This is a genomic window from Roseovarius sp., from assembly GCF_048262375.1.
Taxonomy (GTDB): domain Bacteria; phylum Pseudomonadota; class Alphaproteobacteria; order Rhodobacterales; family Rhodobacteraceae; genus Roseovarius.
Window position 1 is genome coordinate 1 of the sequence record NZ_JBLXFE010000041.1, and the last position, 11884, is coordinate 11884.

The window sequence follows — 11884 nt, forward strand, 5'->3', positions numbered from 1 at the left end:
GCAGTGTGATGGTCATCTTCAGCGCCCGGATCGCCAGATCGCGTTTCATACGATTGCTCACGGCCCATCCAAGATCTATGCCCAGAACCTTGCTGCCCTTCAGATGCTCCTCTCTCCACCCATGCCCGCAACGAAGGGCGCGTTTAGGTGGGAAGGCAGTTTGTTCGATTATGCACAGGCACAGCTACAGAGACGCTTAGTTACAGCGGCATTTTCGACTTCCAAATTGACCTGAACGTCGGTCAAGAGACTGAACCCGGGATCGTCGGTGCGTCGTTGCTGGCCTTGCCTTCCTGCCCGATGTGACAGGGCAGTTTTGCGCATTCGTTGAACACCCTCTTAAGGCAGCTCCGGCACATTTCCGGGTCGGCCTGTCCGGTGATGGCGGCAATAGCTTGCCCCTTGCTGACGTGCAGATTGGCCTCCCCGAGGATATTCAATACACCTGTCCGGCGCAGCGTCGACAGGACGCCCTTATAGGTTGCCACGATATGCACATCGCCGCCGCATTTCCGAGCGGTGCGGATGGTCTTGATCAGGAAATCCGCGCCCGACAGATCGATGGACCCTACGCCCCGGAGATACAGGATGATCAGCGCGCGCGCGCCATATTGGGTTTCAATCTGGTCGAACCGCTCGCTGATGGCCTCGACAGAGGCAAAATAGATCGGGCCTTCGATCCGTAGAACCAGGATCTGCGGACATTGCGGCAGGTTGTAGCGCCGCGCGCCGCGCAGGGTGCGCCTACCGTCGACCACAGCAGGGGCCAACACGGCCACCAGGGGTGAGGCGCTTTTGCGCAGGAAGGCGAAGAGCGAGGTGACAACGCCCACGACAATTGCAAATTCCAGCTCGACCACGACACCGGAGATCAGCGTCAAACACAGGACCAGGGTATCGCTGGTGCGGGCCTCTAAGATGTGGCGGATTTCTGCGAAATCCACCAGCCGCCAAGCGACAAACAGTATCGTCCCGGCCATCACCGGCACAGGAATGAAGGTGATGAAGGGAGCCAGCAGGATCAGCAGAACCAACAGGAAACCAGCAGCAAAGATCGCCGCCAGCGGTGTACGCGCGCCGCTTTCGGCGTTCAGCGCCGAGCGGGTGAAGGACCCCGATCCGGCGTAGCACTGAAAGAACCCGCCGATCAGGTTGGACAGCCCTTGACCAACGATTTCTTGATTGGAATCGTACCGCTCTTCGCGCCGGTGAGCGAAATCCCGTCCAATGGAAACCGCCTCCAGCAGGGCGATGAAGGCGATAGCCAGCGCCGCCGGGGCAAGATCTGCCAAGGGAACATTGGCAAACCCCGGCGGCACGGCGCTTGGCAGGACGGAGGGCAGGGGGGCGAACATCGCGATCCCGTTGCCGGCGGCGTCAATCGACAGGGCGACCAAGGATCCCCCGGCGAGGGCAAAAAGGTAATAGGGCAGACGTTTTCCCAGCCTGGACAGAAAGATCAACATGACCAGCGTGGAGAGCGACAGGAACGCCGCCCGCCAGTCGATCTGGCCCGAGGCCTCGGCCACCCTGAGAAGGCGTTCGATCACGCCGCCGCCCTTTTCGACGCACAGCCCCAAGGCGGGCGCCAGTTGCGAGGACGCGATCAAAAGTGCCGCGGCTGCCGTGAACCCCACGATCACCGAATGCGATACGAAGGTGATCAGCGAACCAAGCCGCGCCAACCCAGCCGCCAACTGGATTAGGCCAACCATGATGGTCAGCAACAGCGCCATTTCCACGTAGGCGGGCGTTCCGGCGGGCGCGAATTGCACGAGCGAGGCAAAAAGCACGGCCGAGATCGCCGTCGTTGGACCCGAGACCATGACCCGCGACGATCCGTAGAAGGCGGCGATCACCGGCGGGATCATCGCGGTGAACAGCCCGTATTGCGGCGGAAGCCCGGCGATGGTCGCAAAGGCCACGCCCTGCGGCAGGACTATGGCGGCATTGGTCAGGCCCGCCGCTGCATCCGCAAGAGTCGATTGCCGGTTGACCGCGCCAAACCAGGGGCGGCGCGGGGACAGGTATTCGGTCAGTTTGGACATGGGTACTCATACGCGGACTTGACCGCGTTCAGGGATGTCAGGGCACGTCGATCGCAGCGGGTTTGACGACGTTTTCCAGATAGTCCTTGCCTTCGGCGTGGGTCATGAACCCCGGTGAGGGGAAGTCCATTTCCAGATCCCAAGCATCGCCGGTTTCTGCCATGTTCTTCAGCACACGCGCGTCCAGTTCGGCCTGTATCGCGGCATGGCTTGGAGCGTTCACGAGGTTGATCACCTCGTCCCGGTCGGCGTTTTGATCGAAAAGGTACAGAGGGCGATCCTTTTTCCGCACGTAGAGCCAGTCCTTGGTGCGGATCCCGCGTTCGGGTTTCACATGCCGTTCGCTGCGCCCGCCGAAATCAGCCTTCATCAGCTCGAACTGCACGTGGTCGCGGATCGGCACATCCACGTCGCCCTGCAGAAGGGGCAGGTAACTTGTTCCCTGAACGCTATTGGGAATCTCTGCGCCGCAGGTTTCCAGCAAGGTGGGCATGGTGTCGACGGCCACGTCGACCAGGGATTGTACGCGCTTGCCGGCTTTGAACCTGCCCGGATAGCGGATCAGCAAAGGCACCTGCGCCGAGGCGCGATAGGCCTGACGCTTGATGCCGCAATAGCTGCCGTGCTGGCCCAGCATGTCGCCGTGATCAGAAAAGAAGACAACGATGGTATCCTCCGCCAATCCCTGCGCATCCAGCCAGTTCAGCAACCGCCCGACATTGAAATCCACGTTGGAAATCATGCCGAAGTACTCGGCCACGAACTTGCGGATTTGTGCCTCGGTCTCGATCTCGGGGTCTTGTCCTTCGATTTTGTCGGCTTTGGAGCGTTCACCGAAACTATCATCGCCACCGAAGTCCAGCGCGGTGCGTTCCTGCGCGCGGCGCTTTTGCAGCTCTGGGTTCGGCACACCCTTGGGCAATGTGATTTTGTCGGGGTCGTACATCGTGCGCCAGTGCTCGGGCATGTCCATCGGGAAATGCGGTGGGCCAAAGCAGACATAGGCGAGGAAGGGATCGCCCTTGGCGCGGGCGCTTTCCATAAATTCGATGGTGTGATCGGTCTGGAAGTCCGGTTCGTACCGTTTGCAGCGATAGGGCTGATCGGTGTCGCGGTAGAAAATCGCGTCCATGTAGTAGTGGCCGCGATTGTAGCCGACGAAATGGTCAAACCCCATGCGGTCCGGTCCCGGTGGAACGAAGCCCGGTTTTGGCCCGCCATAGAGGTGCCATTTGCCGATGTAACCGGATTTGTAGCCCTGATCGTTCAGGATCGGCGCCAGAGAAGGCTGATCCGTGTCGATCGGGAAGTGGTTGGAGTATAGCCCGACCTTATGCGCGTATTTCCCGGTCAAAAGAGATCCGCGAAACGGTGTGCAAAGCGGGTAAGAGGTGAAGGCCTCATCGAAACAGACGCCTTCGTTCGCCAACCGGTCAAGATGCGGAGTCTTGACGTCCGGATTGCCGGAGAACCCAGCGCAGTCATAGCGCATCTGGTCGGCGTAGATCATGAGGATGTTGGGTTGCTTGGTCATAGGCGCCTCATGCCGTCGCCGGCTTGTTCACGCCGCGCACGTATTGGCGCGTGGCATCAAAATAGGGCTGATAATCCCAGTGATAGCCGCCATTGGTCGACAGCGCGTCGTGCAGGAAAATCCGCGTTTCCTTTTCCCTGGCGGCGCGTCGTGTCACGGCCTCGACATCGTAGCGGCCCAGAAGCCGCTCTTTCAGCCGTGCCTTGACCTCGGCATAGGCGGGATCTTCGGAAAGGTCGGTCTGTTCGTCCGGGTCATCCGCAAGGTTGAACAGCAATTCCGGTGCGTTGCGCGTCCATGCGTATTTGTAGTCGCCCTGACGGATCGCCAACCAGGGTTCGATGACCCCGGGGCCGTAGTATTCGGCGATGGCCTCGTCCTTGACGCTGTCGCTGCTGTCCATGATCAGGCCAAGGAAACTGCTGCTCTGGTCGCTGCCATAGCGGTCCGACATGTCCTTGGCGCCGCCCAGTTCCGCGAAACTTGGGCAAAGATCGCCCAGCGAGACGCATTCGCGGCGCCGCCCCGGTTTGATGCGCTTTGGGTTGTGCCAGATCATCGGCACCTGCATCGAGCCTTCGTAAAAGCTGCGCTTGAACCACATCCCGCGTTCGCCCAGCATGTCCCCGTGGTCCGAGGTGAAGACGATCACCGTGTCGTCATACAGGCCAAGGTGTTTCAGCTCTGCGATCACCTCACCCAGATAGTCGTCCAGATGCGAGATCATCGCGTAATAGGCGCGGCGCGACAGGCGGATGGTGCCGTCATCGGGCGGGGCCTGATCAATGCCGTGATGAATGTGCAGCCATTTGGTCGTGGGATGCGGATGCGCATCCTTGGGGATGCGGGGCAGGGCGATGTCGGTATCGGCGTAGCGCTCCCAGAACTCGGGCACCGATTGATAGGCCTCGTGTGGTTGGGTGTAGGAGATGTGCAGGAAGAACGGTTGCTCGTTCTTGTCCAGCGCGCGGTTGCGCAGGAATTCCAGCGACCGGAATTGCACCTCGGCGTCATAAAGCAACTGGTTGTTGGTCTTGCAAAGCCCGCTGACGGCCAGCTTTTTGACCGATGTGCCCTCGCGATGCACCGGGCCCCAGGACCACGGGATCGTCCAGTCAAAGCCAGAGGGGTACATGTCCGTCGTCAACCGCCGATCAAAGCCGTGCAATTGGTCCGGCCCGATGAAATGGCATTTACCCGAAACAACGCATTCATAGCCCGCCGAGCGCAGGAAATGCGCGACGGTCGGGATTTCGGCCCGGAATTCCGCACCATTGCCCCAGACCTCATGCGTCGAGGGTAGGCGGCCCGAGAATTGCGAAGCGCGCGCCGGGCAGCAGATGGGCGAGTTGGAATAGGCGTTTTCCATCACCACGCCCTCAGCCGCCAGCGCGTCGAGGTTGGGCGTCTTGGCCTGCGCGTCGTCGCGGTACATCGACAGAACGAAGGCTGTCAGTTGGTCGGCCTGAATGAAGAGGATGTTGGGTTTGTCGCTCATACCGCTTCCTCTTCGTCGACCGGCAGTCCCTTGGCGGTCAGCGCCGCGCGCCGGGCCAGTTCATGCGCCTTGAGGATGGCATTAGGGCGGGCGATGCCCTTGCCCGCGATATCGAAGGCCGTGCCATGGGCGGGCGTGGCAAGGATGAAAGGCATCCCCCCGAAATAGGTCACGCCATCGTCAAAGCCCATCAACTTGGTCGCGATCTGGCACTGGTCGTGGTACATCGACAGGACGGCGGGGATCTCTTCCTCTTGCACGGTCAGAAAGATCGTGTCGGCTGGGTAGGGGCCCGAAACGTTCAGTTGCAGCTTTTTCGCCTTCTCGATGGCGGGGCCGATGATGTCGATCTCTTCGCGTCCAAAGGCGCCTTCGTCGCCATTGTGCGGGTTCAGGCCAGAGACGGCGATGCGCGGATTGGCATAGCCGAAGCGCCGCAATTCGCGGTCGAAATAGCGCAGCACGTCAAGAATGGCCTCTTCCTTGATGGCCCCTGCAACGGCGGAAATCGGGATGTGAGAGGTGACGCGCGTGGTCCAGAGATGACCGATTGTGTTGATCTCGGTCGACCGTTCGGTGAAGCCGATATAATCGGCAATGCCGGCCTTGTATCCTTCGTAGTGATACCCGGCCTTGTGGATCGAGGCCTTGTTCACCGGCGCCCAGACCAGCGCGTCGATCAGCCCGTCCTTGGACAGATCCGCGGCAAGACAGCCCAGCTTATAGTCCGCCAGACCGGCCTGCGCCGAGGTCACGCCAACCTCGATGTCACCGTATTGCAGCTTTTCGTAGTGGTAGAACACCACCGGATCCGGGCTGTCGATGGCCGCTTCGATATCGGTGAAGCGGGGCAGGTCGGTGACCACTCCGGCCACTTCGCGGCCCATGTCGAAGACCTTGGGGTGGCCCGCGATAACGCGTTTGCAGCCGGTGGTGATTTCAGGGTGATCCAACGTGCGGGCCACCAGTTCCGGGCCGACCCCACCAGCATCGCCGAGGGTGGACAGGATTACGGGTGTTTCAGTCATGGTATTTCCGTTTCCGTATGTTTCGGAGACGTGCGCCGGTTGCCCGGCGCCCCGTTTCATTCGTCGTTCCCAGTCAGCAGTTCTGCCTGCCCGCGCCGCCATGCGCCAAGCGCCTTGGCAATCAGCGGCCCGCAGAGCCCAAGCAGCGAAAGCAGCAGGAAGACAAGCGCGATGGGTTGCTGAAGGATCGCCCAGAGATTGCCGTCGTAGATCAGGTAGGACTGCTTGAGCGAGGTCTCGATCAGCTCACCCAGGATCAGGCCCATGACGATCGGTGCCGGGGCAAATCCGTGGCGGTTCAAAAAGAACCCCAAGATCGCGAAGAAGACCATCACGCCGACGTCGAACATGCTTTGCTGCAGGCTGAAAGCGCCAAGGGCGGCAAGGCAGATCACGCAGGGCCACAGGATCGTCGTCGGGATCAGCGTGATGCGGCTGAAGAACTTGGCGCCGACCATGCCGTAGACCAGGAAGCAGATGTTGGCTCCCAGCATCGCACCGAAAATCCCGGCCAACAGATCGGGCTGTTCGGCGAACAGCGCCGGTCCGGGCCGGAGGCCAAGGATCAGCATGGCGGTCAGGATGATTGCGGTCGACCCGCCGCCGGGAATGCCAAGCGCAAGCGTCGGAACCATCGTGCCACCGGTCGCAGCATTGTTGGCGGCCTCCGGTGCGGCCAGTCCTTCGATGGCGCCCTTGCCGAACTGATCGCGGTTCTTGGACCAGCGGTACTCTTCGTTATAGGCGATCATCGCGGCGACCTTGCCGCCTTCGGCGGGCAGGATGCCAATGAAGGTGCCGATGCCGGTGGCGCGCAGGACGGTTTTCCAGATCGCCTTGAAATCCTGCATCGAGGGCAGCTTGGTCACGCCATCGGCCACAAGCACGCGCTTGACCTTGGTCTGGGTGGCTTGGCGCAGCAGCTCCCCGCCGGCAAAGATGCCGATCATGATCTGAACGACGGCAATGCCTTCGTAGAGGTTCTCTTCGCCAAAGGTGAACCGTTCGACCCCGGTCGTCAGGTCAGTACCGACGGTGGCAAGCAACAGGCCGAAGGCCCCACCGATGAAGTTCTTGACCATCGAGTTGCCGCTGATCGAGGCCAGCATCGACATGCCGAAGACGGCCAGTGCAAAGAACTCTGCCGGACCAAAGTGGTAGGCAACCTTGGCCAGCAGCGGCGTTGCGACGATCATCACGAGAATGCCGAGGATGCCCCCGATGGCACTCGAAAAGGTGGCGATGCCAAGCGCGCGGCCCGCCTCTCCCTTTTGGGCCATGGGATAGCCGTCAAATGTTGTCATCGCGGCGGCCGGTGTGCCGGGCGTGTTGATGAGGATCGCGGTGATCGATCCGCCATAGGTCGTGGCGCAGTAGACGATGGCACAAAGCGCGATGCCGGTGGTCGGGTCCATCCGCACAACGAACGGCAGCATCAGGGCGATCAGAATGACAGATCCAAGCCCGGGAAGGGCCCCGACGATCAGGCCGACCAGCGTTCCGGCGGCGATGATGAACAGGTTGTAAGGATCGGCCAGGAATTGCAGGACGAGTAGAAAGGGTTCCATATCATCAATCCTCAGGGCAGGGGCACGTTCATTGTCAGGCGGAACAGCGCGTAGACGAAGCCGATGAAGCCAGCAAAGCTGAGCGCCATGAGGATCCAGCGACGCTCTCCCCACAGAAAGGCGAGGGCGGGCATGAAGATGACCAAGGTCGGAAAGGTGCCAATCAGCGACATCAGGATCGGCAGTGCGATCAGCAGGGCTGCTGTCAGAAAGACGATTGGCGGGACTGAATTCGGTGGCTTGAGGGCCGCCAGATCCGCAGGCGTCAGGCGCAATGCCTTGACCGCCTGTATCACGGCAAGGCCGAACATGAGGATCAGGATGACGCGGGGAAAGACGGTGGGTTGAATGCCCTGCGCGAGGAACGGCGGCACTTTTTCAAAAGTGTAGGTTACGCCGTAAAGGACCGCGGCAAGGGCCATGACGACCAACGACTCTATCAGAGCCGTCCGATCGAAAGAGGATTTGGGTGTGTCTGACATGGGTTTCCTGGGTCGAAAGACGGGGAAGGCAGAGGCGGTCGACCCCGGGAGTGAGAGGGTCGACCGGCGCACATCAGCCGCCAAGCAGATCCTTGGCAACGGATTGGTAGCCCTTGTACATCTGGTCGAACTGCTTGCCGAAGGCATCACGGCCGATCACGCTGGACGTGCCCTGACCTGATCCCTTGAGATAATCGAGGAAGGTGTCCGAATTCATCGACTCAAGCAGTGCCGCCTCAAGCTTTTCGACAACCGCGTCTGGGGTTCCGGCGCGAACGCCGATGCCACGAACGTTGGGGACATCCACCGGGATGCCCACTTCGTGCCCGGTGGGCACGTCAGGTGCGTTGGACGTGCGTTCCGGCATCAGGACAGCAATCGCCTCGACCTTGCCGGCCTGCGAGATGAATTCGTCGTAGTTCAACAACGCCACGTCCACGTTGCCGTTGATGATGTTGATGACGATTTCGCCCGATTTCTCGAACGGCACATAGGTCTGTTTCGACATCCCGATGGCGTTCCGCATCAGCAGGGCGCTGACGTGCGCGTTGCCGCCAACCTTGGTCCCGGCTTGCTTGATCGGGTTCGACTTGGCGTATTCCACGAACTCCGCCGCATCGGCAAAGCGGTCCGCCTGAACGACGACATATTCCGCCTCGATGGTTCCGCGCACCAGCGGGATGATGTCTTCGCGTGACAGGTCACCTTTGCCGCGCATCATGGTGAGGGCGGTGCCGGCATTGACGATGAACAACGTCTGGCCATCCGCCTCCTTGCTTGCGACGTATTTCAACGCGTTCGTGGCAACGCCGCCGGTCTTGGAAAGGTGAATGAAGTCGGTCCCCAGAAGGGCGCCGGCATTTTCGGTCGCGAAACGGAGGAAGATGTCAGAGCCGCCGCCGGGCTTTGAGTTGTTGATCACTTCGATCGGACCGTCGGGAAAGTCCTGGGCCTGCGCGGGAAACGTGGCGATAGTAAGCGCAACACCCAGTGCTGCACCTGTCAAGCGTCTGAAATTAAGCATGTATTCCTCCTGTGGCGTGCCGTTCTATTGATGCGATCCGTCTCCTCCGCCGGAGATTCGCCCTTGACACTGAAAACGGTATACGGTTTTTGGTATACCAAGATCAAGCCTCGGGAGAGAGAATTCGTGACAAAGATCAAATCCATTCGCACACGGGTCTGGAACTGGACCGGCCCCACCGTCCCGCCGCAGGGCAATTTCTGCACCAATGCCTCGGACGCGCTTTGGATGAAGGGGGACGCCATGGCGTCTTTCCGGTTCCACCAATGGCTGACGGTCGAGGTGGAAACAGAGGACGGCACCATCGGAATCGGCAACGCGGCGCTGGCGCCGACCGTTGTGAAGAAGGCCATCGACGACTGGTACGCGCCGCTTGTCGTGGGTGAGGATCCGTTTGATTACGCCTATATCTGGGAAAAGATGTACCGCCGCACCCATGCCTGGGGCCGCAAGGGCATCGGCATGACCGCGATCAGCGCCATCGACATCGCCATCTGGGACCTGATGGGCAAGCTGGTCGGCAAGCCGGTGTTCAAGTTGCTGGGCGGCCGCACCAAGGAAAAGATCCCGGTCTACTATTCCAAGCTCTACGCCGCATCGGTCGAAGAGATGCAGAAAGAAGCCGAAGAGGCGATGAAGAACGGCTATACCGCCTACAAATCGCGGTTCGGCTACGGCCCCAAGGACGGCATGCAGGGCATGCGGGAGAACCTCAAGCGGGTCCAAGGCCTGCGCGAGGTGATCGGCTATGACAACGATCTGATGCTTGAATGCTATATGGGCTGGAACCTTGATTACGCCAAGCGGATGCTGCCGAAACTGGCGAAATACGAACCCCGCTGGCTCGAAGAGCCGGTGATCGCCGATGACGTCGAAGGCTATGCCGAGTTGAACGCGATGAACATCGTGCCAATTTCCGGCGGTGAGCATGAATTCTCGATCATTGGTTGCGCCGACCTGATCCGCAAGAAGGCGGTCAGCGTCCTGCAATACGATACCAACCGCGTGGGCGGCATCACTGCAGCACAGAAGATCAACGCCATCGCCGAGGCCGCGCAGATCCCGGTGATCCCGCATGCGGGGCAAGTGCACAACTATCACCTGACGATGGCCAACACGAACTGCCCGATCTCCGAGTACTTCCCGGTCTTCGACGTCGAGGTAGGCAATGAGCTGTTCTACTACATCTTCGAGGGCGACCCAGAGGCGGTGGATGGCTTTCTGCAACTGGACGACGACAAGCCCGGCCTCGGGATCGAGATCACAGAAAAGCACATCAAGCATTTCGAGGTGATCGAATGAGCTGGACCGGTATTTGGCCCGTCGCGCCCACACCGTTCAACGACGACGGAACGCTTGACCTCGAAGGCATGAAGCGCGCGCTGGATTGCATCATAGATCAGGGCGCGGATGGCGTCTGCATCCTTGCCAATTTCTCGGAACAGTTCCTGATCTCCGATGAAGAGCGAGAAGTTCTGACCCGTCTGTCTTTGGAACACGTGGCGGGCCGCGTGCCAGTGATCGTGACGATCAGCCATTACGCCACCCAGATCGCAGTCGAACGCGCGCATTTTGCCAAGGACCTGGGGGCCGCGGCTGTCATGATGATGCCGCCCTATCACGGCGCAATCCTGCGCGGCACGCCGGAGCAGACGTTCCAGCAATTCGCCGCCGTGGGCGAGGTTGGCATCCCGATCATGGTTCAGGACGCGCCGATATCCGGTGTGGACCTTTCGGTGCCGCTGCTGGTGCGCATGGCGAAAGAGATCGAAGAAGTGCGCCTGTTCAAGATCGAATGCCCGCGCGCGGCGAACAAGCTTCGCGCGCTGATTGACGAGGGCGGCGATGCCATCGAGGCGCCCTTTGACGGCGAAGAGGCGATCACGCTGCTTGCCGATCTGGATGCCGGGGCCACGGGTTCGATGACCAGCGGCATGATCGTCGACCAGATCAAGCCGGTCATCGAAAAGTACCAAGCCGGTGATGTCGACGGCGCGACCGAAGCCTATGGCCGCGTCGCCATGGCAATCAATCATGAGAACCGGCAGTGCGGCTGGCAAAGCTGCAAGGCCGCGATGGTCGAGGGCGGCGTGATCCGCTCAGAATTTTGCCGCCATCCGATCCCACCACTGCACCCAGCAATCCGGCAGCGGATGATCGACCTGTTGAAACCGCTGGACCCGCTGGTCCTGAAATGGGGCAGATAACCATGATCCTTGGCAAGAACCTGATCGACGGAGCCTGGGTCGGCTCGGACACGGTCGAGGCATCGACCGATCTGGGCGGGCAGGCGTTTGCACAGGCAAGCGCGGCGCAGGTCGCCGAAGCCGCAGAGGCCGCGCGCCGGGACTTCCGCGCCTATGCGGCCACCACGCGGGCGGCGAGGGCGGCCTTCCTGCGCCGCGTCGCCGAAGAGATTGACGCCATTGGGGATGAAATCACCGCCACGGCCATGAAAGAGACGAGCCTACCAGAGGCGCGTCTGGTGGGGGAACGGGACCGCACGACCGGTCAGTTGAAGATGTTTGCCGACCTGATCGAAGATGAGCGTTACCTCGACATCCGCCATGACGCAGCGCAGCCTGACCGTCAGCCCCTGCCACGCCCCGATCTGCGGCTGATCCATCGGCCCATTGGTCCGGTTGCGGTCTTTGGCGCGTCAAACTTTCCCCTGGCCTTTTCGACTGCGGGTGGCGACACGG

General features: G+C 60.8%; 11 protein-coding genes. 4 read left to right on the forward strand and 7 right to left on the reverse strand.

Going from position 1 to position 11884, the window contains the following annotated elements:
- A partial coding sequence (locus ACN0SW_RS19445) for a hypothetical protein (RefSeq protein WP_417729569.1) occupies positions 1 to 235 on the forward strand: 235 nt, incomplete at its 5' end.
- 7 nt (positions 236 to 242) lie between these two features.
- On the opposite strand, the gene ACN0SW_RS19450 is transcribed toward ACN0SW_RS19445, so the two are convergent.
- The 7 genes from ACN0SW_RS19450 to ACN0SW_RS19480 form a co-directional block, all read right to left on the reverse strand.
- A complete protein-coding gene (locus tag ACN0SW_RS19450) occupies positions 243 to 2048 on the reverse strand; it encodes a SulP family inorganic anion transporter (RefSeq protein ID WP_417729570.1) in 1806 nt (601 codons plus the stop codon).
- 37 nt (positions 2049 to 2085) lie between these two features.
- Positions 2086 to 3582, reverse strand: coding sequence for a sulfatase (locus ACN0SW_RS19455; protein ID WP_417729571.1), 1497 nt, complete (start codon positions 3580 to 3582; stop codon positions 2086 to 2088).
- A 7-nt stretch (positions 3583 to 3589) separates the two neighbouring features.
- Positions 3590 to 5080 (reverse strand): choline-sulfatase, encoded by a 1491-nt coding sequence (gene betC, locus ACN0SW_RS19460; protein WP_417729572.1) that lies wholly within the window; start codon positions 5078 to 5080, stop codon positions 3590 to 3592.
- Positions 5077 to 6108 carry a PdxA family dehydrogenase gene (locus ACN0SW_RS19465; protein WP_417729573.1) on the reverse strand — a complete coding sequence of 344 codons (1032 nt, stop codon included), beginning with the start codon at positions 6106 to 6108 and terminating at the stop codon, positions 5077 to 5079. The genes betC and ACN0SW_RS19465 overlap by 4 nt, the downstream gene beginning before the upstream one ends.
- A gap of 56 nt (positions 6109 to 6164) precedes the next feature.
- Entirely contained in the window at positions 6165 to 7676 is a 1512-nt protein-coding gene (locus ACN0SW_RS19470) for a tripartite tricarboxylate transporter permease (protein ID WP_417729574.1), read from the reverse strand.
- An 11-nt stretch (positions 7677 to 7687) separates the two neighbouring features.
- Entirely contained in the window at positions 7688 to 8158 is a 471-nt protein-coding gene (locus tag ACN0SW_RS19475) for a tripartite tricarboxylate transporter TctB family protein (RefSeq protein WP_417729575.1), read from the reverse strand.
- Positions 8159 to 8231: 73 nt separating this feature from the next.
- A complete protein-coding gene (locus ACN0SW_RS19480) occupies positions 8232 to 9182 on the reverse strand; it encodes a Bug family tripartite tricarboxylate transporter substrate binding protein (RefSeq protein WP_417729576.1) in 951 nt (316 codons plus the stop codon).
- Positions 9183 to 9308: 126 nt separating this feature from the next.
- Here ACN0SW_RS19480 and ACN0SW_RS19485 point away from each other — a divergent pair, with 126 nt between their 5' ends.
- The 3 genes from ACN0SW_RS19485 to ACN0SW_RS19495 all read left to right on the forward strand — a co-directional run.
- Positions 9309 to 10484, forward strand: a complete 1176-nt coding sequence (locus tag ACN0SW_RS19485; RefSeq protein WP_417729577.1) for an L-rhamnonate dehydratase — start codon at positions 9309 to 9311, stop codon at positions 10482 to 10484.
- Positions 10481 to 11389 (forward strand): dihydrodipicolinate synthase family protein, encoded by a 909-nt coding sequence (locus ACN0SW_RS19490; protein ID WP_417729578.1) that lies wholly within the window; start codon positions 10481 to 10483, stop codon positions 11387 to 11389. Before ACN0SW_RS19485 ends, ACN0SW_RS19490 begins: the two co-directional genes overlap by 4 nt.
- A 2-nt stretch (positions 11390 to 11391) precedes the next feature.
- The coding region (locus ACN0SW_RS19495) for an aldehyde dehydrogenase family protein (protein WP_417729579.1) at positions 11392 to 11884 on the forward strand (493 nt) is incomplete at its 3' end.